Origin of the sequence: Legionella sp. ST3F1 (assembly GCF_048553315.1) — a bacterium.
Classification (GTDB): domain Bacteria; phylum Pseudomonadota; class Gammaproteobacteria; order Legionellales; family Legionellaceae; genus Tatlockia; species Tatlockia donaldsonii.
The window spans coordinates 48,316-74,283 of sequence record NZ_JBLZIO010000011.1 but is presented as its reverse complement, the minus strand read 5'-3'; the positions used below and the strand labels follow the sequence as shown (position 1 = coordinate 74,283).

Below are 25,968 nucleotides of genomic sequence, written 5' to 3'. Positions count from 1 at the left end.
TATCCAGAAGAAGCAAAAGGCTGATACCCTTTATTCCTGAGGCTCTTCCTTCGTTTCTTTAGGACTCTTGCGTTTAAAACCCAAAGCACGTAGACGCTCATCAATCGAAGGATGAGTAGAGAAAGCATTACTAAATGATTTCACCGGATCAATACTGGAAGGATCAAACAGGTAAGAAGCATGCCGCACCTGTTCATGCGGTGTTTGCCCATATTGACCGCTATATTGCTCAGCGTGCTGTTGATGATCTTGGGTTATTTTCAGCAGTGCACGCGCCATGGGTTCATTATCGCGCATTAATTCAACGGATCCGGCATCTGCCATATATTCACGTGTACGGCTTACAAAGAGCGCTAAAACCACGGTAATGACAGGCAGGATATACCGTAGTAAAGTGATAACCAATACCAGGCGGTTATCTTCACGTCGATCACGCCGATAAATCACGCTGTAAAATAAAATATCAATTACAATCAACAGAATATTACTTAGCACTGCAACCATCAGTGTCAACTTGATGTCATGATGGCGAATATGACTTAATTCATGCGCCATAACGGCCTGTAATTCCGCACGATCCAATTTTTCCATTAAACCGCGAGTAATAGCGACCATGGCTGATTTTTCACTGTAACCACTGGCAAAGGCATTCATGTAGTCTGCTTCAATGAGATAAACCTTGGGCATATACCGCAGGCCTGCTGCAACCTTCATTTCCTCAACCACGTTATAAAGTTGTTTTTCCTGTAACGTTTGGGCAAGGTTCTCGTTAATCTCGCGTGAATCAGTACCGAGTAACATAATGCGATCATAGAGCGTATAGGTAACCAATAAGGAGATAGCTGCAAAAGCTATCATTAATATCGTTGCATAAGGCATGACACGCCAGGTGACCAGAGCATAGATACACTGCTGCAAAGTTGCCTGGGGATAGAGCGACTGCACAATAACCACATCCGCAAACATACCGACGCCCGCATAAACAGCAAGGAAAATCATAATTACCCAGAAAGTCCTGCGTTCATTACGGCGCAACTGCTCGCGCCAATTGCCTACGGATGCATGATAATCAGAAAGAGCCATAAATTACTCAAAATTTCACGGTATAGTCTTCGCGTGCCTTAATTTGATCATCAGGCAATGACCAATAGTCAAATACTTTATCCAATTTATCACGGAAAAAACTAACTACCATGGATTCAAAAAAGGATTTTTTCTTCGCGTAATAACGTTCAATACTATCGTTATAAGCTTGCTTGGAATAGGCCAGTTTATTTTCAGTATTGACGATTTCTTCTTGCAATTGCAAAACGTTCGAACTTGCCTTCAAGTCAGGATATTGCTCAAACACCACATTCAAGCCAGATGCAATTTGCGAAATCCCGTTTTCTGCCGCCATCCGGGCTTTTTCATCGCCAGCAGCCTTGGCTGCCTGCGCTTGATTACGTAACGCCACGACATCCTTCAAAGTGGTTTTCTCGTAATCCATGTATTTTTTTACTGATTCAATTAAGGATTCAAATACCTTGAAGCGCCTATCTAATTGAATATCAATTTGGCGTTTATTGTTATTAATCGCCTCAATTAAGCCAATTAAGCTATTAAAAATGCCTATCGCCCAGAAGACGAGTAACACAATGATGACTAAAATCGCTATGAGAAAGGTACTCATTGCTCTATCCTTTTGGTTTATCTCCAATAAGTTATAGCTCTAAACTAAGGGAAAAAGCAAACTCTTAAACAAGAGTCGCTCAAGGTTTATAAAAGTCCAGCTTGGGCCAGAGATGATAAAAATGATGTAACGGCCCATGTCCCAAGCCAATTTGCTCATTTTTCGCGGCGTCTATTGCCTTAAACACATAGTCTTTAGCTATTTTACACGCTTCCTTTAACTCAACACCTAAAGCCAGGCACGCACTGATAGCAGCGGATAAGGTACATCCCGTTCCATGTGTATTGTTTGAATTAATTCGGGTTCCCTCTAGCCAGCAAAACTCCCCCTCCCGGTTAAGAAGCAGATCATTCGAGTGGGATGCGGATAAATGCCCGCCTTTTAATAAGACATTTTGCGGGGCCAGTTTAATCAGCTTTTGCGCTAGCTCCAGCATGGTGTCACTCGCAGCATTCGTCTCACCAGTTAATGCCCAGGCCTCGGGTAAATTCGGTGTAATGATTGTTGCAAGCGGAATAAGCACTGATCTCATGGTATCCAGGGCATCAGGTAATAGCAGCCGATCGCCGCTTTTAGCGACAAGTACAGGATCAAGGACAATCGGGATTCCTGCTGCGTAGCGCCTGAGGAAATGGGCCACTAACTCAATAATATCTCGTTTAAAAAGCATACCGATTTTAATACTGTCTGGGCGGATATCTTCAAAAATAGTATGCAATTGATCATCAATAGCCTGTAAAGGCAGCTCATAACAAGCTTTAACCCCACGGGTATTTTGTACCGGCAACGCGGTTAGCACTGTCATACCATAACAGCCAAAAGCAGAAAAAGTTTTCAAATCGGCTTGAATACCCGCCCCACCGGAACCATCGAAACCTGCTATAGACAGGGTTTTATAGCGCATTGTCATTTTTCTATCTCAGTTAATCGAATTGAACGAGTCAACTATCTCAGAACCTGCAATCCACTCACCGAATAATTCCCAATCGGGTTTATATAATTTATCAATAAATACTTGTCGAAAACCGCCTGGTCCTTGTGTTTTATGCTGGGTTAGTTGTCCACATAAACCAAAATAAGCAGTCGCCAGTAGAGCAGCCTGGTACATGCTTAAGCCAATTGCCGCAAAGGCAGCGATTACAGCAGTCAGCGTGCAACCCATACCCGTCACCAAAGGCATCAGTGGTGAACCAAAGGGTAAATTGATTGCCTGTCTGCCATCGGTTATAAAATCAACCGGGCCACTCACTACAACAATTTTTGATGGTGAAACAGCCAGTTGTTGCGCAGCATTCATTGCCTGATTCACACTACGGGCCGATTCAACGCCTTTCGTATCACCTGCTTCATCGCTTAAAGCCAGAATCTCGCTGGCATTGCCGCGAATGATATCGACATGAGGGAGAAGCGATTTTGCCGCACTGGTGCGTAAACGACTTGCGCCAGCACCAACGGGATCCAGCACAACAGGCTTGTTTTGTGACTTGGCTATTTTTGCCGCCTCTAACGCTCGTTCATAAAAAGCGTGATCGAGGGTACCTAAGTTGATGTTAACGACTTGACTGATCGTAATCAGCTCTTCCATTTCATCCATCGCCTGACTCATCAAGGGTGCCGCCCCCGAGGCCAATAAGCTGTTAGCCATAAATTCCATAGTAACAAAATTGGTTAAACATAAAACCAAAGGCTTCGTTTGACGGAGGCTAACTAACGCCTCTTCCAAATCCTTCAACAGATTCATCATGTTTCACTTCCCTCCATTAATTGACGTAGCGTTGCTGCCATAAGCGCAGGGTTTTCCGCCTTATGAAGAGCACCAATTACCGCAATCCCCTTCGCTCCCGCTGCCATGACTTCCTTGACATTGTGTTGATCAATACCGCCAATACCGATCATTGGATGAGTCGAGCGTAAACTTAAACGGTGCAGCCCATCCAAGCCCCAGGTTGTACGAATATTCTTTTTATGCTGAGTAGGGAAAACAGCACTAGCGGCTACATAATCCACAACAGACTGATTGGCTCGCTGCAAATCATCTTCCGTTTCTATTGATAAACCGAGCAATTTATCCGGCCCCAAACGCTGTCTGGCAAGTTGTGGTGAACCATCAGTCTGTCCCAAATGCAGACCCTGTGCATCGACGGCTAAAGCCAGATCAAGATCATCATTGATGATCAGCGGAATATGGTGGTGATCTAAAAGACTCTTAAGTTCAGAAGCGAATGCTAATAGAAAAGCTGGGGGAGCATTTTTTTCGCGAAGTTGTACAGAACTAACGCCTGCACTGACACATTGTTCAATAAAGAGCAAATACTCCGCTAAAGGACAAGACCCGCGATGGGTGACCAACATAAGTTTGTAAAATGGAGCAGCCATAACATCCTTCTATTCATACAACAGAGGATGTGACGTCAAAGATAAGCCTGCTTAAAAGGCCATTAAATAAGAAAAATATCTCTAACCATCACACTCCCTCCGCAGGTATTAACCAGAGCAGGTTTTAAGGGTTTTTCTCAGCCTTGCAACACGAATCGCTGCAAAGCACCCCCGGTGATAAAAACGACCCTTAATTTAGTTGAAGCGAAAAAACTTGTCAACCTGCGTGCAATTTTGAGCAGAATTAGTAGTTATTTGTCTTGGGAAACTAAGCATCAAAGTTCTCTTATTGTAATGAAATTACAACTCTTTTATGATTAGGAAGACTATATTCATAAGAAATGGATCTTCTATGTTAAAAAAAATCATTGGATTGACCGCCTTTTCTTGCTCAGTTATAACGTCAGCCTATGCTGAGCCGGCGTCTACTCCAGCTACGGCACCTTCTAATTCCCAAGCCTCTGGCGCACCGCCTACCAGCTACATGCCCGTTATCATGCAAGAACCTTTTCAGACAGTTATGAAGCGCATGTCTGCTGCAAAAGACGCGATTAATAAAAAACAGCAGGATTTACTTAACCAGCGTTATGATTTAACCAACAACCCGTCGCAAAATGCGAAAATGTCAAATGGGAAACCCATTCAGGAAGGTGTACGCGTTAAGCTACCTCAAGGAACAACCTGGGATCAACTCGCTAAAATGACGCCCGAGCAAATTAAGGAAGAAGGGTTATATCCTCAAGGTTTCTTGCCTCTGCCGCACCCCAACCATCCTGAAGGGGGTATGCTTTTTCCAAAATTTGCTATCGATGAAATCAACAAGCAGGAACACCGCGATCTGACTCGCTTTGATCTGGATTTTGATATTCCCGATCATTTTTTACCACCCTTTCCTGCCCCGATCTTTTTGACAACACGTCCGGATCTTGGCGATGTATCACAAGGAAAGCTGGTAACTATCAATAATTATTTTGAATTATTTAACGGCATCCTTAACCCTAAACAATTGGAAGGTCTACGGTTGTTGGTAACCCCTTTCCCACAACAACAATTTAACCAAACCGATGATCGGCGCACCATAGAACCCAGCCGTGGTGTTGCTTGTCTTGATTGCCATGCCAATGGCCATACCAACAAGGCAACTCATCTGGTTGGAGACATTCGCCCACAAGAGTTTCGTCATCGTATTAATACCCCGACTTTGCGTGGTGTAAATATTCAGCGGCTCTTTGGCTCACAGCGCGCATTAAAAACAATCGAAGACTTTACTGAATTCGAACAACGTGCTGCTTATTTTGATGGCGACCCGGTCATTGCGACCAAAAAGGGAGTCAATATTCTTGAGCGTGGCAGCCAGGTCCACTTCATGGCTGAATTTCAGGAAATATTGGATTTTCCACCTGCTCCCAAACTGAGTTGGGATGGGAAACTGGATCCAGCTAAAGCAACGCCAGCAGAATTGCGCGGCCAGGAACTTTTCTTTGGTAAAGCAAGATGTGCCACTTGCCACACCCCTCCTTATTACACCGACAACACGATGCATAACCTGCATACGGAACGTTTCTTTAATCCACAAACCATCAATGGGCTCAGAGCAGTAGGTGATGGACCGATTAAAACCTTTCCTTTACGCGGTATAAAGGATTCTCCACCTTACCTGCATGATGGTCGTCTGTTGACTTTGGCTGATACGGTTGAATTCTTTAATTTGGTTCTACAGTTACAATTAAATACTCAGGAAAAAGCGGATCTGACTGAGTTTATGAAAGCCCTTTAATGACCTACCTGCCGTGCTATAGGCACGGCATCTAAAAGTGCTGTTCAAAATAAATCGGTCGAGCCCTCAGAGACTGAGGCTTGGTATAAAATTAGCGACCACATGCCGGTGACTGTTCTGATCTGTTTTTTATTGCTAAAGTAATCTGGTTTTCAATAATGCTGATTAACGCACTTAAAATTGGTTTATCAATTTTTCACAGGGATTAAGTGGATCATGAAAAGATATCAACTCTTATTAGTAGACGATTCCAAGCCAGCCCAGGAAGCGTTTAAGGCCATTTTAGAAGACTTTCACTGTGACGTCATTGTAGCTGAGTCAGGTGAAGAAGCCCTGGAAGAATGCAACCTGATGCATTTTGATCTTATCGTGATGGACTTAAGCTTGCCCAGACATAATGGATTTGAGGTTACAGAGCTAATTAAAACCACCAGCCTGCTTAATAAAAAGACTCCCGTTGTCGCTTTGAGTGTGCATAGTGAAGCGCAATTTGCCAGACAAATTCAAAAAGCCAACATCTCCGGTTTCATCTCTAAACCATTTACCCGCAGAGAAGCGACAGAATTAATGAATAGACTTGAACAGGGTTTCTGAACTCAAATGCATTTGATCATCTGCAAAAACATCGGGCGTGCATCTATTTGAAGCGTTTATATTTCATTAAAGAAGCGAGGGTGAGACCAGCCAGAACTACTGAGTCAATCTCCCCCTCTGTACTGGAAATTATCGTCCTATGAGCCATAGGTTATTATTTCCAGTTACTGGTGGAGCGTAGCCTCCGCTAACATATTGCTGCCAGGTTTCGGCAGGTTGAAGACAAATATTACATCGAACCATGTGCCATCCAGTTCCTGAAAATCCTTCTTGCACGGTACAAGATGCGCATGCAGCTTGGCTTGTTCCCGCTACTGCAATCATCGATGTAGCGAATACTAACCCAGCTATTGTGGATTTAATCTTCATAATAAATCTCCTTATACTACGCTGCATCATTATGATGCAGAATCCCACGGGTTAATTATAGACCAGGTTAAAAGCGACGACAGCAAAAATATTGTTTAACAACATAAATATGTTGTTTTAGATACAATATTTATTGAAAAGGAATAAATTGAAAGCATGGTGTCGGCCAGAATAACAGAGAACTTCTAATGAAAAAATACAACTACACAAGCACATACCACCTATTCTTTACTCAGGTGCCATTGGGGAAACGCGGTCTAATACACCGGTTATTTTAGCTTCAATAATGGACTGCCCGATATAGATAGCCGGGTTAAGAGGACTGCCCAACATGGTTTAGAAAAATTTTGTTTTTTTCTGTGGGCACGGGTCCTCTTCATCTTCTGATGAAGATTCCTTTCTGACATAACTTTTCCCGAAAACACCCTTTAGTGCTAAGGAATTTGGGTAGCCTGGAGTAACTTCAGTGTCTACTTCTTCCTTGCCGGAGGAAGACGTGAACCGATGTTCTTTCTCATCATCGAGTTCGGTTGTAAGCCTATCGACAGCATGCCTCAGAAGGTGTTCAGGCTTGGGTAGCGTATCTTTAGAGAATTTCTTTACGGCCTCTGTATAGCCGTATAACATTAATTGCGCCCGGTGATCGGGGTCAATTTTATCCCCCATTACTAAAATCGCAGCGTCTTTATCAAGCCTATTACTTGAATTATCTGTACTGGTTACTATAACTGCATCAATGACAACAGGTTTGTCGCTGTCATTCAGGTTAAGTTGCGCTCTTACTTCTGGCGAAGCAAGTAAGTAGTGTGTTGCCAGTGGTGTATAACTTTCCTGATGACAGAGTGCTCTTAACAATTGATGTCGGTGGTGATGTGTTTCTTTTATTTGGCCATTCGTATCGATCGTTTCACTCAGTACTCGCTGCCCAGCCGAGCGCAATTGACAGTAGGTCACAAACTGATTCGATTGATGGGGTTCAAAATCCGAATCACTCTCTTGCGCTCCACTTAATCGTCCAAGTCCTTTCAAACAGGCCCTTACTATTTTTTGATATTTCTCCTCGTTAAGCCTATTTTTTAACAGCTCAAGAATCAAGGAATAACGGGCTTTATCATTCAACCCTTCACTCACAAATAAAGAATCAACGAGTTCATCAGCAACACTCCAATAGAAATGGACTAATTGTTTTGGTAATTTGGAATTAGCACTATCTATCTCTGGGTATGCCGTTTTCATCTGCATTAACAACCTGATAATCTCAGCGGTATCCTCTTTCTCAGAGGCAGCCAGTAATGGCTGTACATACCTCTGTTGCAACAATTGATTACGAGCTAACAAACGATCTATCTGAGGACGCAGTTTTGTATCAAGCTCGAATTTGGTCAAATAGATATTATCTTCTAATGCTTCAACCAAGGCCGCCTCGGTCTGGTCGCTAATAGCGTTACCCTCAAGACCCAGTGCAGTTAAACTCGTGTTAGCCCTGATGACTCTGACAAATGATAGTATATTTTCATTCCCCAGTTGCAAGTCACTAAGTAATACGGCGGTTAATGAGCTGTTTTCCATGAGTACTTCGGCTATCCTGGCACCAAGCTTCCCCTGATTATCCTGGCTAGTATAAATTTCATTCGAAGACAGGTCGATTGTAGTCAAAGTGCGATTAATTTTTAGCGCCTCAAATAGAGCTAAAACCCCTTGATAATCGATTGCATTTGCAAAAAGGTTAAGTACTTTCAACGTATTATTCTTTTTTAATACCTTTGCCAAAACGGAAGCACCGGCACTGGTTATTTCATTTTCGGAAAGATTAATCTCCGTCAGAGAAGTATTATTCTCCAAGGCCTGTGCTGAAGCGGCAATTACATCATCTGTAATGTCGTTATTATTAAGAATAAGAATAAGTGGTTTTGGAAATCGCCTTGTCGCCAGCTTCGATAACAAAAAGGTCGCATTTCCACCCATTTCGCTATCCCCCAACTCAAGAAAAACCAAATTAGGATGGCTATTTACCGCCTCAGCCAACGTGGCTAACACAAAACCATCATTAAAATTGTTACCTCCGAGGGCAAGCTTGATCAGACCGGTATTCCTTTTTAAGCTCTTGACTAGCAGGAAGGTCCCTACGCTGGTGAATTTATTACCATAAAGCTCCAGATCCGTTACGGTCGTATTCGATTTCAGGAATTTGCCAATGAGATCCGCGCCAAAAGAGTCAAGCCCATCACTAAAAAAAGAAAGGCAAAGGCCAGGTCCTTTTGCTTCCTCTAACGATTTCTTGATTCGCTCGATGCTGCCTTGCTCGGATGGCATAATTATCTCTTAAATTGTATAAAAATTGCATCTTAGGGTGGGCGACTGTTAGGATCAAGAAATTTTTGCCCTTTTCGCTTCAATGACGGTATTTTACTTAGATTTCTTCTTCGCTTTATCTAACAAAGGCTTTAAGAATTGGCCGGTATAAGAATGCTTACACTCCGCAACCATTTCCGGTGTACCGGTTGCGATGATTTGCCCGCCTTTATGTCCCCCTTCAGGGCCAAGATCAATCAACCAGTCGGCTGTCTTTATCACATCAAGATTGTGCTCAATGATGACAATGGTGTTGCCCTGCTCACGCAAACGGAATAAAACAGCAAGCAGTTGTTTGATATCGTGAAAATGTAACCCTGTCGTGGGCTCATCGAGAATATAGAGTGTACTGCCGGTATCCCGTTTTGATAATTCGCGAGCCAGTTTGATACGCTGCGCCTCCCCTCCTGACAGGGTAGTAGCACTTTGTCCCAAGCGGATATAAGACAAACCGACATCAATTAACGTCTGGCATTTTCTGGCTAGCACCGGTACCGCATCAAAAAAGACACGCGCATCTTCTACGGTCATATCCAGAATTTCGTGAATATTTTTACCTTTATACTGAATTTCTAACGTTTCCCGATTATAACGTTTGCCCTTGCACACATCGCAAGCCACATAAATATCAGGCAGAAAATGCATCTCTACTTTGATCAACCCATCACCCTGACAAGCTTCGCAACGCCCGCCACGGACGTTAAAACTAAAGCGGCCTGGCTGATAACCGCGCGCTCTTGCCTCTGGTGTCCCTGAAAATAACTCACGAATCGGTGTAAACAGGCCAGTGTAAGTCGCTGGATTAGAACGTGGTGTGCGGCCAATGGGGCTTTGATCAATATCAATCACTTTGTCACAAAGCTCCAAACCCTTAATATCGCGAAGCGCCCCCGGCGTTAAAAGGCTTGCGCGATTTAATCGATTCGCAGCGATGGGATAGAGGGTGTCATTAATTAAACTGGATTTACCGGAACCAGAAACCCCTGTTACACAAGTAATCAATCCCAAAGGAATACTAACGCTAATATCGCTTAAATTATTGCAAGTCACGCCGGTTAAATGAATCATCTTTTTTTCATCAACAGCAACCCGCTCCTTGGGAACAACAATTTCTTGTTTGCCGGACAAGTATTGTCCAGTCAAGGAGGATGGCTTGGCCATGACTTCTTCCGGAGTACCGCTGGCAACTATTTTCCCGCCATGTACACCCGCTCCAGGACCAATATCCAGAACATAATCGGCCGACCGAATCGCATCTTCATCATGTTCAACCACGATGACGGTATTGCCGAGATTACGCAAATGAAAGAGAGTCTGCAGTAAACGCTCATTGTCACGTTGATGCAAACCAATCGAGGGTTCATCAAGGATATACATAACGCCTACCAGGCCAGAACCAATCTGGCTGGCGAGACGAATTCGTTGCGCTTCACCGCCGGACAACGTTTCCGCACTGCGGGTAAGGGATAAATAATCCAGACCTACGTTAACCAGGAACCCCAGACGTTCGACAATTTCCTTATTAATCTTGGCTGCAATCTCGCCTCGATAGCCCGGTAATTGCAAATTTTTAAAAAATTCATGCGCTTTTTCGATCGAATAGGCAGTAATTTCAGGTAAATTTTTATCAGCAACAAATACATGGCGCGCTTCTTCTCTTAATCGTGTTCCATGACAGGTCATGCAAGGACGCGAAGAGAGGTATTTCGCTAGTTCTTCCCGAATCATCGCTGAATCTGATTCCCGATAACGACGCTGCATATTAGGAATAATCCCTTCAAAAACATGCTTTTTGACCATATAGCCGCCATGGGGACGCTGGTAATGAAACTCAATTTCATCTTGCCCGCTGCCATAGAGCACAATTTGCCGTATCTTCTCTGGTAAATCACAAAAGGGGCGTTCTATATCAAATTTATAGTGCTTGGCCAGTGACTCCAACATCGGGTAATAATAAGTGGTTTTCTTATCCCAACCCCTGATAGCCCCTTCTGCCAGGCTGGCTGTCTGATCATGTACTACCCGATCCGGATCAAAGAATTGATCAACACCCAGGCCATCACAGGAAGGACAAGCTCCCATTGGATTGTTAAAGGAAAAAAGCCGCGGCTCTAATTCACTCAAACTATAGCCACATTCCGGACAGGCAAATTTCGATGAGAAAACGATCTCATCAAACTCACCCTCCATCGATGCCACGATCACCAAGCCATCAGCCAGATTAAGGGCATTCTCAAATGACTCACTTAAGCGCTGCGCCAAGTCCTCCCTCACCTTGAAGCGATCCACCACCACGTCAATACTGTGTTTTTGCCTCAAAGCCAATTTAGGCGGATCATCCAGCTCACAGAGCTCACCATCGATACGGGCACGAACATAGCCTTGAGCCTGCAATTGCTGCAATAACTGCACATGCTCGCCTTTGCGTTCTCTTACCACTGGTGCAAGAATCATCACCTTAGAGTCTTCTGGCATGGTTAAAACCTGATCCACCATCTGACTGATCGTCTGCGCGTGTAAACTTACATGATGAGTCGGGCAACGCGGCTCACCCACTCGTGCATACAGTAAGCGCAAATAATCATAAATTTCCGTAATGGTTCCCACTGTTGAGCGAGGATTATGAGACGTTGCTTTCTGCTCGATTGAAATAGCTGGTGATAAACCTTCGATGGAGTCAACCTCCGGTTTTTCCATCATTGATAAAAATTGCCGCGCATAAGCCGAAAGCGATTCGACATAACGACGCTGGCCTTCCGCATACAAGGTATCAAAAGCCAATGACGATTTGCCAGACCCAGAAAGGCCGGTAATCACAGTTAATTGATTACGCGGTAAATCCACATCAATATTTTTTAGATTATGTGTTTTAGCACCGCGAATAATAATGGAGTTGGATTGCATTGGACTCTTGGTTTTAACCACAAAAAGAAGCAAATTATACTCTGCTATACTCATTAAACAAATAGACGTTTGTGAAGAAGTCTAATGATTGTTTTATGTCTTATTTGCTAAGCACAGTATAAGGATGATCATGAAAGGAAATCGACTAGCACGCATGCTCCTGATAGGGTTTCTGGTTTTTCCTCCTCTCAATTACGCGGCTAATATCGATGTATCAACCTGGACTCAGAAAGTCCTTCTTGCCACGTTAACTATCGATTACAACATAAAACTACCTGACGACATGGCCGAAGTACGAAAAAATTACTCGTCCAATGCCTGGGAAGGCTTACAAGCCTTTCTTGGTGACAAAATTGATATAGTACGTAAACAGAAACTAAGCTTGCATCCTGTGCCTGTAGGGCCACCCATGATCGTTACCTCCGGTGTCAATTCCGGGATTATCTTTTGGCGGATTAATCAGGTGATTAGCGTTCCAGAATTAAACGCAGTCATTGAATTTTCGGTGATTGTGAGTCTGGCGGATCCTTATTTAATCCAAACTGTGTCGATGATTAAGGGAAAAGTATGAGGATAGATAACGGAATTTTTCACCAAAAAAGCAAAAAATGCATGGAAACCAATACCCATCGAAATACCTAATCGCGGCAAATGTCATCAATCTCATGGTTCCATGTCTGAGAAAAAAGGCAACAGGCCCCCTTCCCAGAATTTTTTATTGTCTTCAACGGCATGATTAATCGCAGGCACAAGAAATTTTGCAAAATGCGCTTCAGGGAAATATTTGACATAATTGGCGGCGATATGAAATCGATCTGTCTCCGAAGTTGCTGATAACAATGTTTTCATCATATCAGCACTCTCACTCGTGGAAAAAAAACCATTTAAATTGAAAAGACCAGACAATCCGTGAAGCCTGGATGATTTATACCCCTCATATTGATTAATTACCTTTTGAATATCGTCTCTGGTGAGTTTGGGCATACAGTCTTGATTCGTGTATAAAGATTGCCGGATATCTCGAGCTCGTGGATCAGCCGCGCTCCGAACGGGGGATTTGAGACCATGTTTATGAATTTCTTTTCCTGATGATGATATTCCTGGTGAGGCTAATAAATGATCAGGATAATAATCCACACGTAGGCGGCTTTGCTCAGATTTGGGCTCAGCCCGTAACGTCTGCAGAAAAGCTTGAGCGACTGGTAGTGCTTTGTTGATGTGATCACAAAAAAATAATTTCAACCTTAAAATTTTTGGATCATCAAGTAATCCATCAGCAATCATCCGCCTGGCAATCTCTTGGACACTAATCGTGTTTTTTCCATCTGTGACGTTATAATTGGCCTGCGATGTTCCATGCAAAGAAATGTAGATCTTTGCATTTGAAGGAATATGGCTTAATTTATCACCATGATAAAGAATGATCACGTCTTTGTGATTTATTCTTTCATTATGGAGCCAACGATCTTTAGCTGCTCTCTCTTCTTCAGAAAGCTCGCTTTCCTTAAAAGGAAAATACATATAATAGGGCATATTGATATCTAAGAAGAGGAATGTTCATAGATTATATGATAATTTATTGAGCACATCAATTAAATAATGAACACCATAGTTGACTATCTAAACAACCTTGTTTTCATTGGGTGATTGATGATCAGCAACGTTCTCTCGTTCATTTGAAAGTTTCTATTTTCATGAATCGCTGTTCAACTGTTTTAAGATCGCAAGAGAGGTTTTTCTAAGGAACAAAAAGAATTTACAATCGGCAAAACCTGTTCAGTTAATTGCTTTAAATGGAGGTCACGCCCTGGCATATCGCGAACTAGCACCATTCGGTAATTTGAAATTAAAATGAGAGGGTGCTTTAATGAGGGACAAAAAGGATTTACCAATCGACAACCCTGTTCAATGAATGGCTTTAAATTGAGGCCCCACATTACGACATTTCTTATACAAAATTTAACATTCTAAGGAAATTAAGCATTATGTTATATAAAAAAATTATGGTAGCTACTGATGGCAGTGACCTATCAAATAATGCACTGCAAGAAGCAATTCAATTGGCAACAGACCAAAAAGCACATTTACGGATCGTCTATGTGGTTGATGAAGGATTTGTCTACCATGGAGGACCAGGCTTTGATTATTCTCTGATTCTTAAAGCGTTTAAAGAGGAGGGACAAAAGATTTTAGATAAGACCGCCGCCATTGTTTCCAAACAATCATCCATCAAATTCGACACAACCCTTATTGAATTAAATCCATTTCAGGGCCGTGTTAGTGAAGTCATTGTTGAGAAAGCAAAAGAATGGCCTGCTGATTTACTGGTTATAGGCACTCATGGTCGACGAGGTTTAAGTCATTTATTTTTAGGCAGCGTAGCTGAACAGATCATTCGAACTGCAACAATGCCCGTGCTACTCATTAGAGGGCAATCCACTTAAGAAATCAGAGCATAAGTTCCGTCTTGTTTAATGAACCCGTAAGCAAAAATGTTCTAATGTTTTTGCTTCAGCACTTTCAGGATTATTTCTAGCTCTGTTTTTTAACGTATTCATTTTTGATGTGCTATCACCAAAATACAGGGAGAGTCTTTGAAAAAAGGAGGCTCCATTTCGCGAATAACCCTGTTTAATAAGTAAACCATTTTTAGACATCACTGATTGGGCGATTTTGTTGTTAACTAAAGCTATTTCAGATTTGTTACCTGGATTTGATAAGAGCTGCCCTAAAATATGGCTGACTATATCGAAAGGCAGTTTTTTTTGTTTTACTAAAGACAACATTGGCAATAAGGCTCTTGCAAAAGCGGCTTCACCATTATGTGACAATTGAAGTCGACCGTTTTGCTCAAAAGGTTGCAAACTTTTCAGCAAACAATCGCGTTCAATAATGGTTTTGTTGGTAAATAAATTATTCTTACCGACATTGATAGAAGTTACTGTTGCAGGAATTGCTTTTAAAAGGAGTACCAATTCGGCTGGAGTGAATTTGTCTAACCCATTATCACTCAAATCCAGTGAGGTTATTGTTCCAGGAATCGCTCCCAAAATCTGGATTAATTCATCAACAGATTTCTCACCCAAATTACTCTGACTCAAATTAAGGGCGATTACGCCTTTAGGAATCGCAGCCAAGGCCTGGCTTAATTCACCACTGGATTTGAGATTAAATCCATTGCCACGTAAATCAAGGGAAGTCACACCCGGAGGAATTGCTGCCAGGAGTTGCGCCAATTCCGTACCGGATTTATGGTTAAGGCCATTCCCACCTAACTTGAGGAAAGTCACCTGTGGGGGAATTGCAGCCAACACTTGAATCAACTCCGCAGCAGATTTTAAGTAAAGACCATTCCCACTTAAATCAAGAGAAACCACACTCGCAGGAACTGCTGCCAAGGCTTGGACCAATTCTGGCACGGATTTATAGTGAAGGCCATTCTCACTTAAATTAAGAAAAGTCACATTCGCAGGAATTGCTGCCAAGGCTTGGCTCAATTCAGCACCGGATTTGAAATGAAGGGCATTCCCCGTCAAATTAAGGGAAGTCACGCCCTTAGAGATGGCCGCCAAACCTTCAGCTAATTCAGCACCGGATTTGAAGTGAAAATTATTCCAGCTTAAATTAAGAAAAGTTACGCTTGCAGGAATTGCTGCCAGACACTCAGCCAATTCAGCGCCAGATTTAAGATTAAGGCGGTTACGACTTAAATCAAGAGCAATAACATTTGCAGGAATTGCAGCCAAGACCTTGGCTAATTCAGCACCGGATTTGAGATTAAGCGAATTTTTCCCCAAGCTAAGGGAGGTTACATGGGGAGGAATCGCTGCAAAGGCCTCCGCCAATTCAACATCAGATTTTTTGCCAAACTCATTCTCGCTTAAATCAAGAAAAGTCACACTCGCAGGAATTGCTGCAAAGATCTTGGCCAACTCAGTCCCAGATTTCAGATGAAAGCCATTATCACTCAAATCAAGACGAGTTACGCTCACCGGAATGGCTGCCAGGATTTGCACCAACTCATCAACACTATAGTGGTAAAGGAAATTTTTGCTCAAATTAAGGAAGGTCACGCTCCGGGAGATTGATGCCAATAGGCAAGCCAATTTAGTACTAGCCAGGTGATGAAGACGATTATTTCTCAAATTAAGAGAACTTACGCTCCGAGGAAGCTTTGCCAAAAGACGAGTCAATTTAGTACCAGGTTTGAGGCCAAGAAAATTGTCGCTCAAATTAAGGGAAGATACGCCATAAGGGATTTCTGCGAACTCTTTAACTATTTCAGCAATGGTTTTACTACCAAGATTTCTTATCGCATAATGCACGTTAAAGCTCCTTCCGCTGTGATTAGACCTACTAGTATGAGCGCAGGGAAAACAGATGGAACATGTGTTAAAAGCCAAGGACGTAGAATGCACCCTGCGGTGCCTCACGTCGATCTTTTAAAAATATCTTTTTAAACTCCAGGATAGTAATACGGACAGAACCTGACCTTGACATGTTCCCAGCCTCCTATCAGACCCGGGAACATGTAGCCATAGGCATTGATACCTAAATGCAGGTACCTGGTTACAAAAAGAGAACTATTGCCTTCGATCGAACCGATCCAAGTTCATCACTTTGGTCCAAGCGGCAATGAAATCCTCAACAAATTTTTTCTTTGCATCCGCGCTGGCATAGACTTCGGCCAAGGCTCTGAGCTGCGAATTTGAACCAAAAATGAGATCAACCCGAGTAGCAGTCCACTTAAGTTCGCCAGTGACCAGATCACGCCCTTCAAAAACGTCAGTGTCTTTTGAAGTAGGCTTCCATCTTGTCCCCATGTCGAGCAGATTCACAAAAAAATCATTAGTCAGTACCTGTGGTTGTTTGGTAAAAACACCATGTGGCGAGTATCCGACATTCGCATTAAGAACTCTTAATCCAGCGATTAACACCGCCATTTCAGGTGCAGTGACTGTGAGTAATTGTGCTCGATCCACCAACAGCTCTTCAGCCGACGCAGTAAATCGTGTCTTTTGATAGTTGCGGAAGCCGTCTGCGACTGGTTCCATGGCAACAAAAGACTCTACATCCGTTTGTTCCTGTGATGCATCCATACGACCTGGTGAAAAGGGAACCGTCACCTCATGTCCTGCTCTTTTTGCCGCTTGCTCGACACCAGCACAACCACCAAGAACGATGATGTCAGCGAGTGACACTTTTTTTCCACCCGACTGAGCGCTGTTGAATTCTGACTGAATACTCTCCAGGATTGTGAGTACTTTCGCAAGCTGCGCAGGCTGATTAACGTCCCAATCTTTTTGCGGCGCAAGACGAATACGAGCTCCATTAGCGCCCCCGCGCTTGTCAGAACCTCGAAATGTGGATGCGGATGCCCAAGCTGTTGCGACCAGTTCCGAAACACTTAGACCGGAAGCAAGAATCTTTCCCTTAAGAGAGACAATATCTTTTTCATCAATCAGCTTGTGATTCACTGGAGGAATCGGATCCTGCCATATAAAATCTTCACCTGGAACATCAGGACCAAGATAACGTGCACGCGGCCCCATATCTCGGTGCGTCAATTTGAACCATGCTCGGGCAAAAGCCTCTGCAAACTCCTCTGGATTCTCGAAGAAGCGCCGTGAAATCTTTTCATAAACAGGATCGAAGCGTAAAGCGAGATCAGTCGTTAGCATCGTTGGCGCATGGTGTTTATTCGGATCATGGGCATCAGGAATAGTCCCTGCCCCTGCGCCATCTTTCGCAACCCATTGATGGGCACCCGCAGGGCTTTTCGTCAGTTCCCACTCATAACCAAACAAGTTTTCAAAAAAATTGTTACTCCATTGTGTCGGTGTTTTAGTCCAGGTCACTTCGAGGCCGCTGCTAATGGTATCGCCTCCTTTGCCAGTTCCAAAGCTGCAGTTCCAACCAAGGCCTTGCTCTTCAATACCGGCTCCCTCTGGTTCTGGCCCTACAAATTTTGCTTCACCTGCACCATGCGTTTTGCCGAAGCTGTGGCCGCCCGCAATCAGTGCAACGGTTTCCTGATCGTTCATCGCCATACGAGCGAATGTCTCACGTATATCCCGCGCGGCAGCAAGCGGGTCTGGGTTACCATTTGGCCCCTCTGGATTCACGTATATTAGGCCCATTTGAACAGCAGCGAGTGGATTTTGAAGAATACGGTCGCCAGAATAACGTTTATCACCCAACCAGGTAGTCTCAAGACCCCAATAAATATCTTCATCTGGTTCCCAAATATCCTTACGGCCGCCACCAAACCCCAATGTTTTGAATCCCATTGATTCCAGTGCGACATTACCAGTAAGAATTATCAGATCAGCCCAGGAAATTTTTCGGCCATATTTTTGCTTGATTGGCCACAGTAACCTGCGTGCTTTATCGAGATTAACATTGTCTGGCCAGCTATTCAGTGGTGCAAACCGCTGACTGCCACTGCCTGCACCACCACGGCCGTCCCCGATACGATAGGTTCCCGCACTATGCCATGCCATACGAATAAAAAAAGGTCCGTAGTGGCCAAAATCAGCCGGCCACCAGGGTTGTGAGTCCGTCATCAGTCCCTGAAGGTCTTGCTTGACGGCCTCCAGATCGAGACTTTTGAATTCTTCCGCGTAATTATAATCTTCACCCATTGGATTAGACACAGATGGGTGTTGATGCAAAATATTGAGTTTAAGCTGATTTGGCCACCAATCACGGCTTGAAGTTCCCCCTCCCGCAGTGTAATGAAATGGACAATTGGTTTCGGTCGACACGCCTGCTCCTTGGATAGTCATCACTTACTGCTCATGTTACGCAAAAACGATAGTTTAACCAACTAAATAAGTTTGAATTTTCGCAGACTCAACACGAAAGCTTATACTCTCACCATTGCAAGCCCTTTTTCGTTGCCTGGATCAGTAGGATTAAGGTTTGCTCTTGCTGTAATACGCCTCCATTGATCACCGCCAATCAGTCTGTTCCTGGCTTCACTCAAAAATACACGGCTATGTTCTTCGTTATCTTTTACAAGCCGCACTCTTCCTATTGCAACATTGACGCAGACATCAATATTATTGCCTAAGCACCTTGGCTGCCAATTTTCCGGTAACACTGCACTTAATATACTTGTCGCTTTATAGGCCAATCCTATGCATGCCAAAGCCACTAGTGGTGATTCAGGACCAAGAGAGCTTAAAGCCCATAGCGTGGTTGCTGCAGCCAAAAACAAACCACTTGTAAGATGATAGTCTTTATGTGAGTAGGAAATGTGTCGCTTGTTTAATTCTTCATAAATAGGATTGGATATACTGGCAGAACTACTCACAGGGTTACCATAATCTCCACCATATAAACGCGCCGTGATAGCACCTTCTCCCATTGTTTGCAATTCAGTTATCATTGCTGAAGTTATCTTGGCCGCAACAACCGGCGTATCAATATGAGCGACAGCAACTCCGTGCGGAGACTCCAAAACAACGACCACACAGGTTTGTGCTCCTGGTGACACAATCTCATCAGTAGGCCCAGCTGTGCGCTTTTTTTTAACGGTATAAGTACCCATAGGAACAATTGTTGATGGCATAAAAATAAATTCTCTTAATGTTATAAAAGGATGCGATGTTATGTGCCTCTAGTGAGGCCTACTTGAAAAAGTCTGAAAAACAGGCAATTGAATAGATATTAGAACAAACAAATCCTGATCACTCCGCTCTTACTCTAGTCAGAATGAATTATTACACTTTCATTAGGCCTTAACAATAAATGCCTTAAGTTTCCATTAATATTCGAAGCATATAATTAATACAGGTAGTCCAAATATGGCTTATGAAAATGATAGATATCGATTCTACCAGAGATGAAGTCCTAGCAGCCGTCGCTGAAAATGCTTTTGAACTATTTAAGGCACATCCTGAAATACAAGCAGATAGAGAAATACTATTTACTGCTTTAGCGCAAAATGGCTATATCCTTCACAGTCTTCCCGAAGACCTCAAAAATGACGAAGAGATCGTTCTGGCTGCCGTAACCCAAAATGGCTATGCCCTTCAATATGCATCAGAAGATTTAAGAAGAAATGAACGCGTCGTCCTTGCCGCTCTAGCGCAGAATGGAATGGCTCTCAAATTCGTTTTAGAACCGCTAAGAAGCAAGATAGAAATAGCTCTTGCTGCCGTGAGCCAGAATGGCTATGCCCTTCAATATGTGCCAGAGTTTCAAGACAATAAATACGTTGTGACTACCGCTGTAGCCCAGCAGGGAGACGCACTCCCGTTTGCTTCCGAAGACCTCCAGCAAGACGAATACCTTGTCGAATTAGCTCAGTTTGGCGCCTTTCCGGTTCTCAATTTACTTTTGCCTTTAAAAGAAAAATTAAGGAACGAAAAAAATCCCGACCTTATTCCTGCTATGACAACGATGATTACTTCAATAGAAAAAGCCATGGTTACCTGCGGGAAAGAGTGTACAGAGTTTGAGTTTTATCCTGAGAAATTAGAGTCTGCTCGTGAAAAATTTATAAGTTCCTTTAATTCTGCCATTGATGGAGCAAACTCAGTATTGGAGCAACAAACAGGATGGCGGAAAATCGTTGATGATTGTGCCAATCGAATCATTGATTTTTTCAAGTCTGCTACAAAAGACTTATTTTCGAAGAGGGAAGCCTCTCCTCAAGAAGCAGAGCTGCCCAAAACAGAAGCTAGCAAGAGCCGATTTAGCTTTTTTGCTAATCCGAGTCCTGTGAAAGAAGAAGTTGGGCGCCTTCAACAAACGTTCACGCCCCCAGCGGAACCACCGAAAGCCTAGGGTAATGAGTTGGTGCGTTATACCCGAAATTGACTGATTACTCATGGGTGCTACCTAATTTTAACCGTTTGTGCCCCTTTTCCACCGTAGGGGGTTGCGTAGTATGAAAAAAGAATTTCGATCGTTCTCCTTCTGAAAAAACTGTTTTTTGGGTTTCGTTGGACTCACTAATAATCATTTGCAACCACTCATTATCATTATCACTAACCTGCGCAGGGTTAGCCCCTCTTTTTAGGAGTTCTTGGGCTGCTGCGACATGTCGATGGTTACAAACAATCGCCAGTGGTGTCATTCCCGCCTGATTTTTAGCATTTATTTCAGCACCCTTGGCAATTAATTGAATTATTATCTCTACAGAGCCTGATTCGCAGGCATTATGCAGCGGGGTAGAGAGATCTTCAGCTTGAACGTTCACATCAATATCAGGATGGGCAAGTAAGCAAGAAGCGATGGCTACATCCCCCTGCTCACACGCGAGGTGCAAGGGAGTTGTGCAATCATCAAACAATTGAATGTTTACTTTAATATCAGGATTGCCTAAGAGAATTTTCACACAGCCTTCGTGACTGTTTAGTACCGCTACATAGAGAGGTGAGCTGCCATCTTCCTCAGCCTGGTTATTTACATTTGCACCAGCTCGTATCAAATTAAAAACAATATTTTCATTACCCTTTTCCGCAGCAACATATAAGGGGGATGTACCATCCTCTGCCGGTTTATCAATGTCAGCCCCTAGTGCAATGAGCTGCACACATAGATTGAGATGATTATTTTTAGCCGCAACATAAAGTGGTGTTTTCTTTTCGGGGCCTTCAAAATCAATATTGGCTCCTAAACTTAATAAATAACGGAAGCACTCCTCATGTCCATTTTGAGCCGCAAGATAAAATGCATTCATCCCTTCACAATCAGTTTGTTCTAGTCTTTCTTTCGTGGCTAAAAAATGAAGGGTTTGCAAATCATTATTTTGTGCAGCGAGCATTGTAGCACTCATACCATCCTTGCTGACTCGAGCAGACAAAGTGCTCGAGTCAGCAGGGAATGGCGTATTTTCCTGGGCGGTGAAATGCTGTTCGAAACAGATTGTATGGACAGAAAGTGGAATATGTTTCGTATCACAATCTAATTTTGACATTAATTCTTGAACAACGTCATAAATATCTTTGCAAAGGACATGGCCTTCAGGATTATTGGGATCGTAGAAAAAATAAGTACCTGACAAATAGAGGAGTCCAAAGGCATGGCTGTCAGAGTTGAGTAGCAACATCTCCTCTTGCTGAGCCTCTTTTTCTAAAAAATTTATTAATTCAGCCAACTCCCAAATTAACGATTTCACGCGCTTGCTTTTAAGATTGGGGATAGTTAACTCTTTTTTCTTATGGCGGTTAAGCTTATCGGGTTGGATGTGGTAGGCAAGATTGCCTGGTCTCTGCATGGTATCGTTAAACGCCAAAAACAATTCAAAGGCTTCATCATCGAATACAGTTGTCGTACTAATCCCATCCCACCCTGAAATTTGCTCATAATTTGCATATAAATTAGTTAAATCGCGCTGCTTCGCGTGCAATAACCAGATAAGTGTTCTTCGTAGACAATCCCCATTAGAATCAATCTGGAGGGTACGCTTTTTTTGTGTGAGCCACTTATTGACTTGCTCATTAAGATGTTTCTGACTTAGATTCATCATGCTCCCATTAGATCTCAGTAACAATTACTGGTTATCGACGAGCATTTTATCGTGAGCGTATTAAGAAAATATTAGGGAAATGACCCACGTTTAAATTGGTAGGAAGCCATTTGATATTGCTATTTCTAATCTCTCAGATTTTTTTAAAAATCTTCATTTGCATCATGAGAGCCATTGATGTCTGAACTAGTTGGGTCAACAGAGTCGCCAGGTATTTTTCTGGTTTCACGAGCCCACTCACCTAAATCAATCAGTTTACAGCGCTCGGAACAAAAAGGTTTGAAGCTGTTTTCAGGGCACCAGGTATTTTTTTTACCGCAGGTAGGGCAGGCGATTTTCTTTAGGTTATTCATAGCAATTAGCAGTTAATCGATTTAGGACTGAAGTATGTAATACAGTATGCCAGAACTTCAACATCCAGGTACATGCTCCAACCATCGATAATTATTGTACTGAATAAAACCCGCAGCTTCCACTTAGCGCGGATACTTACGGGCGCGCCTCCTTGCGCGCGCTCGTCGCCCAGTTCTTGTTTCAGAAATCTAACATAAAATGCACTTATTCATGTCGTCTTCCTTTTCCTCTTTGACGAACTGTTGTGTAAAATGAGCAGGCTGCCAATGAGGCCCGGCTCTGTCTCGATCAGGTTCTTTCCCACCCTCGTCTCTCATGCTAGTCTCGGAAACTTGTCGAGGCGTAGCAACTCGCTCCGATTTCCCTCGACCCGAGAAAAATTGGGGAGAATAAGATTGTCGAGCTTGGGGACTTAATTCGCTTAGTCCCTCAGCCCCAGCTTCTCCACGTTCGAAAGGGTTTGCTCCCAGTGACTGCCCTCTACATTCGGGATTTACCCTTGGAGTATCAGCCATAAACTGTTTCTTAAACTCTTCAAATCCTGGACTACCAGCCACATCACTCAACGCGGAAGATAAAGCGGCATTTTCTTTATTATCATTTCCTTGTGTTCCTGGGTTACCCCCCTGATCGATATAGTCCGGTATCAGCATTTTCCACAGATCATCAAATTTAAGACCCGCTGGGACCTCATAATCCCCTGACGAGAAAGAAAAATTTTCTTCCTTAATTCCAATTTCTTTCTCACTGCCATCGTTTCTTACATCGCCCTGAATTTCCTCTGTCACTTCTTCGCCAATACTCCTGTCCCTAATGCTGGACTTTTTCCTCCACTCAATTAGCTTCCCATTGACAGTAACTGTCCCATCTTTATGAATTTTCGCAGCTTTCTTGGCTTTTTTACCTACCACCTCTCCGGTGTCTTTAAACACATAAGTTCGCTTTAGAAAACCCCTTCTTGTAATAGGACTTTCTTCCCCTATTTTTATTAATTGAGAGATATCCGCAGATTTTATCCTGGTATTCCATTTAATTAGCCTTCCTTGGACAGTGATTGTTCCATCTTCAAACAATACCGCATGATATAATGCACGGCGACTCACTTTTTCTTTTGTATCCTGAAAAATGTAATGACGCTTAAGAAAAGCATCCACAGTAATGGTACGCGCTGCAATAGTAATTCTCTGATGAGATGGCATGTTTCTAATACTCTGGCCCAAGTCACCTGTATGGTTGGAGGATGATGGGAGGTTATGCCTAACCTCTTCTTCTTCATCTCCCTGCGCGCGCCCTCTTTCCGTAGCACGAGTACTTACTGAAACCGCATCGACTTTAGTTCGCTTCAGATTAACTGGTAGGGAGCTGGAAGGGATTTTCCTTTTCTTTGTCTGTATCCGCTGTATGGCAATCTTGTCATAGCCCACATTGTAGCTGCTAACATACTCCTGAGATTTATTCGTCATAGAGAAATCTTTTCTAGGCTTGCCTCTCCGTGCATCATTTTCACCCATCCTTCCAGCAATGATTATTTTCCTTTCCGCCAAGGCTAGTTTGCTTTCTTGCTTTTCTCTCATAAATACCCCAATTAATTCTCATCTGAAGTGATAATCAACCTAATGGCTATTATTCGAACACAGAAAATAGACGCTTTAAAAAGGAATTTTTGGGAAAGTGATATGCCAATTTGGAATGGCTGCAAGCAAATAAACGCCGGCCGTATTCCTACACGCTGCTCACCATAATCAATAATACAATGCATATTAAAAACAGCCTTAGCAAGAGATAGCGTTGTGCCTTTTTTAAGCCATGATTAGCCATTATTTTTATATGAGCAATTTTATTTTGTGATTTTTTCCACAATCCAAACCTATTTTTATAGATAACCTTTCCCTTGCTTGTGAAGCGAGCCATCGGGCTGCTTTTAAAGGAATTTTCTCCATAATTAGCAAGTAGTTGCTCCCCTATTAAAATATCTCTGGTTGCTTTAAAAAATATAACCTCTATTCCGTTCAAATGGTGACTAATTGTTTTTAAATTCGCATCAAGTAACCGGGAATCAGAGCCATTCTTTGATTCTGGCGCATGATTTACAAAGCGCGAAATATTTCCATACCTGGAAGCATCCATATGCATGTTCAAGCAATCGGCATGACATTCAAATGCATAACCTTTACGTTTGGAATCAAAAATTCTTTTTTCACCACTATAAGGAAATAGAATTTCATCCTTGCGGATGAAATCTCTGGTGAAGAGACCAAACCTCACAACAGGATCAAGGTAACGTAATTCAAATCTGTCCAAATCACAGGGCTGCTTTAATAAATTAACAAGCTCTTTTTTTGTTTCAAAAAGTAAATCCCCATCAATCGAATTGGGGAGATCCTTTGTATTAAAACTATCCTTTATCAAAATATAATTTATAAATTTGAAATTATAACCACTTAGTTCGCTAATCAAACCTTCAAAGTCCTCCATATTGATTGCTTCGTTGGCGGGTTGATTACCCTTTATGGAACAATAAATTTGTCCTTTGGTATTTGAGTCAATGAAATTTGCTGATGGATGAATATTAAATCGGCAATTCGATGGCTCACTCGCTTGTAATAGAACGGAATAAACATACCTAGTTGATTCAAATAAGCCCTCTATATCTTCATACTGATAATGATAAATACCATTCAATGGCAGGATTTCAGGCTGAACAAGCAATGGATGTTCAAACCCAATATTGATTAACGCCTGTTTTTTAAGTTGCTGATTATCTTCAAGCAGGAATAGGCTGGTATCGGTATTAAAAGTAATGCTACGACATTTGGAACGAATATTGTTATTGGAGAGAACAAGATGTACCAATGATTTCTTCCAACAGTGGTTTCATAGTCTTTAATCTAGGGCTTTTAAGTCTCAGAAGCAAGCGTACCTCTCACCGAATTAGCCCTCATTCAAGTACTTTTACAGGAGGCATTTTTAATAGCTCTATGCGAACGAGTACTATAATTAGTGCAATACGTTAAGGAGAAATTTATGAAAAGGACTCTGGGACTGCTTTTTACCGTGCTTTCTTTAATTACAACCTATGCTAACGCG

Annotated in this window: 21 protein-coding genes and 1 riboswitch; of the genes, 5 read left to right on the top strand and 16 right to left on the bottom strand. The window is 42.7% G+C overall.

Going from position 1 to position 25,968, the window contains the following annotated elements; genetic code table 11:
- Positions 1-30: 30 nt before the first annotated feature.
- From htpX to thiE, 5 genes are all read right to left on the bottom strand, one after another.
- Positions 31-1,083: a zinc metalloprotease HtpX gene (htpX, locus tag ACN4Z1_RS09230; protein ID WP_419386826.1), complete on the bottom strand. Its 1,053-nt coding sequence runs from the start codon at positions 1,081-1,083 to the stop codon at positions 31-33.
- Positions 1,084-1,090: 7 nt separating this feature from the next.
- The gene (locus ACN4Z1_RS09225) at positions 1,091-1,672 is read right to left on the bottom strand and encodes a LemA family protein (protein WP_058446875.1); all 582 of its coding nucleotides are present in this window, start codon (positions 1,670-1,672) and stop codon (positions 1,091-1,093) included.
- A gap of 79 nt (positions 1,673-1,751) precedes the next feature.
- Positions 1,752-2,582: a bifunctional hydroxymethylpyrimidine kinase/phosphomethylpyrimidine kinase gene (gene thiD, locus ACN4Z1_RS09220; RefSeq protein WP_419388120.1), complete on the bottom strand. Its 831-nt coding sequence runs from the start codon at positions 2,580-2,582 to the stop codon at positions 1,752-1,754.
- Positions 2,583-2,591: 9 nt separating this feature from the next.
- On the bottom strand, positions 2,592-3,416 hold the full coding sequence (gene thiM / locus ACN4Z1_RS09215) for a hydroxyethylthiazole kinase (RefSeq protein ID WP_228363785.1): 825 nt from the start codon (positions 3,414-3,416) through the stop codon (positions 2,592-2,594).
- Positions 3,413-4,048 carry a thiamine phosphate synthase gene (gene thiE / locus ACN4Z1_RS09210; RefSeq protein ID WP_228363784.1) on the bottom strand — a complete coding sequence of 212 codons (636 nt, stop codon included), beginning with the start codon at positions 4,046-4,048 and terminating at the stop codon, positions 3,413-3,415. The genes thiM and thiE overlap by 4 nt, the downstream gene beginning before the upstream one ends.
- Before the next feature lie 76 nt (positions 4,049-4,124).
- A riboswitch (TPP riboswitch) is annotated at positions 4,125-4,231 on the bottom strand.
- A 169-nt stretch (positions 4,232-4,400) separates the two neighbouring features.
- On the opposite strand from thiE, the gene ACN4Z1_RS09205 reads away from it, so the two are divergent.
- Together ACN4Z1_RS09205 and ACN4Z1_RS09200 are read left to right on the top strand one after the other, a co-directional pair.
- On the top strand, positions 4,401-5,825 hold the full coding sequence (locus ACN4Z1_RS09205) for a cytochrome B6 (RefSeq protein WP_228363783.1): 1,425 nt from the start codon (positions 4,401-4,403) through the stop codon (positions 5,823-5,825).
- Positions 5,826-6,041: 216 nt separating this feature from the next.
- Complete coding sequence (locus ACN4Z1_RS09200) at positions 6,042-6,419, top strand: response regulator (protein WP_058446867.1); 378 nt, start codon at positions 6,042-6,044, stop codon at positions 6,417-6,419.
- A gap of 129 nt (positions 6,420-6,548) precedes the next feature.
- On the opposite strand, the gene ACN4Z1_RS09195 is transcribed toward ACN4Z1_RS09200, so the two are convergent.
- From ACN4Z1_RS09195 to uvrA, 3 genes are all read right to left on the bottom strand, one after another.
- Positions 6,549-6,788, bottom strand: a complete 240-nt coding sequence (locus ACN4Z1_RS09195; protein ID WP_058446864.1) for a hypothetical protein — start codon at positions 6,786-6,788, stop codon at positions 6,549-6,551.
- 336 nt (positions 6,789-7,124) lie between these two features.
- Entirely contained in the window at positions 7,125-9,101 is a 1,977-nt protein-coding gene (locus ACN4Z1_RS09190; RefSeq protein ID WP_419388119.1) for a hypothetical protein, read from the bottom strand.
- Positions 9,102-9,194: 93 nt separating this feature from the next.
- The gene (gene uvrA / locus ACN4Z1_RS09185; RefSeq protein WP_228364090.1) at positions 9,195-12,044 is read right to left on the bottom strand and encodes an excinuclease ABC subunit UvrA; all 2,850 of its coding nucleotides are present in this window, start codon (positions 12,042-12,044) and stop codon (positions 9,195-9,197) included.
- A gap of 130 nt (positions 12,045-12,174) precedes the next feature.
- Between uvrA and ACN4Z1_RS09180 the strand changes: the two genes are divergently transcribed.
- Entirely contained in the window at positions 12,175-12,615 is a 441-nt protein-coding gene (locus tag ACN4Z1_RS09180; RefSeq protein WP_228363781.1) for a DotI/IcmL/TraM family protein, read from the top strand.
- 92 nt (positions 12,616-12,707) lie between these two features.
- Here ACN4Z1_RS09180 and ACN4Z1_RS09175 read toward each other — a convergent pair whose 3' ends face one another.
- The gene (locus ACN4Z1_RS09175) at positions 12,708-13,577 is read right to left on the bottom strand and encodes a hypothetical protein (protein WP_419388118.1); all 870 of its coding nucleotides are present in this window, start codon (positions 13,575-13,577) and stop codon (positions 12,708-12,710) included.
- Positions 13,578-14,029: 452 nt separating this feature from the next.
- On the opposite strand from ACN4Z1_RS09175, the gene ACN4Z1_RS09170 reads away from it, so the two are divergent.
- The gene (locus tag ACN4Z1_RS09170) at positions 14,030-14,488 is read left to right on the top strand and encodes a universal stress protein (RefSeq protein WP_228363779.1); all 459 of its coding nucleotides are present in this window, start codon (positions 14,030-14,032) and stop codon (positions 14,486-14,488) included.
- A 27-nt stretch (positions 14,489-14,515) separates the two neighbouring features.
- On the opposite strand, the gene ACN4Z1_RS09165 is transcribed toward ACN4Z1_RS09170, so the two are convergent.
- The 3 genes from ACN4Z1_RS09165 to ACN4Z1_RS09155 form a co-directional block, all read right to left on the bottom strand.
- Positions 14,516-16,369, bottom strand: a complete 1,854-nt coding sequence (locus ACN4Z1_RS09165) for a hypothetical protein (protein WP_228363778.1) — start codon at positions 16,367-16,369, stop codon at positions 14,516-14,518.
- 258 nt (positions 16,370-16,627) lie between these two features.
- Entirely contained in the window at positions 16,628-18,826 is a 2,199-nt protein-coding gene (katG, locus tag ACN4Z1_RS09160) for a catalase/peroxidase HPI (RefSeq protein WP_419388127.1), read from the bottom strand.
- Positions 18,827-18,912: 86 nt separating this feature from the next.
- The gene (locus ACN4Z1_RS09155) at positions 18,913-19,620 is read right to left on the bottom strand and encodes a hypothetical protein (protein ID WP_115220280.1); all 708 of its coding nucleotides are present in this window, start codon (positions 19,618-19,620) and stop codon (positions 18,913-18,915) included.
- Between the two features lie 248 nt (positions 19,621-19,868).
- Between ACN4Z1_RS09155 and ACN4Z1_RS09150 the strand changes: the two genes are divergently transcribed.
- Positions 19,869-20,840 (top strand): DUF4116 domain-containing protein, encoded by a 972-nt coding sequence (locus tag ACN4Z1_RS09150; protein WP_228363776.1) that lies wholly within the window; start codon positions 19,869-19,871, stop codon positions 20,838-20,840.
- 37 nt (positions 20,841-20,877) lie between these two features.
- Here ACN4Z1_RS09150 and ACN4Z1_RS09145 read toward each other — a convergent pair whose 3' ends face one another.
- The 4 genes from ACN4Z1_RS09145 to ACN4Z1_RS09130 all read right to left on the bottom strand — a co-directional run bounded on the left by ACN4Z1_RS09145 (position 20,878) and on the right by ACN4Z1_RS09130 (position 25,563).
- The gene (locus ACN4Z1_RS09145; protein ID WP_419388117.1) at positions 20,878-22,527 is read right to left on the bottom strand and encodes an ankyrin repeat domain-containing protein; all 1,650 of its coding nucleotides are present in this window, start codon (positions 22,525-22,527) and stop codon (positions 20,878-20,880) included.
- 143 nt (positions 22,528-22,670) lie between these two features.
- Positions 22,671-22,880 carry a DNA gyrase inhibitor YacG gene (locus tag ACN4Z1_RS09140; protein WP_228363774.1) on the bottom strand — a complete coding sequence of 70 codons (210 nt, stop codon included), beginning with the start codon at positions 22,878-22,880 and terminating at the stop codon, positions 22,671-22,673.
- Positions 22,881-23,069: 189 nt separating this feature from the next.
- Entirely contained in the window at positions 23,070-24,455 is a 1,386-nt protein-coding gene (locus tag ACN4Z1_RS09135) for a hypothetical protein (RefSeq protein WP_228363773.1), read from the bottom strand.
- A gap of 148 nt (positions 24,456-24,603) precedes the next feature.
- Positions 24,604-25,563 carry an SET domain-containing protein-lysine N-methyltransferase gene (locus ACN4Z1_RS09130; RefSeq protein WP_228363772.1) on the bottom strand — a complete coding sequence of 320 codons (960 nt, stop codon included), beginning with the start codon at positions 25,561-25,563 and terminating at the stop codon, positions 24,604-24,606.
- Between the last annotated feature and the right edge of the window lie 405 nt (positions 25,564-25,968).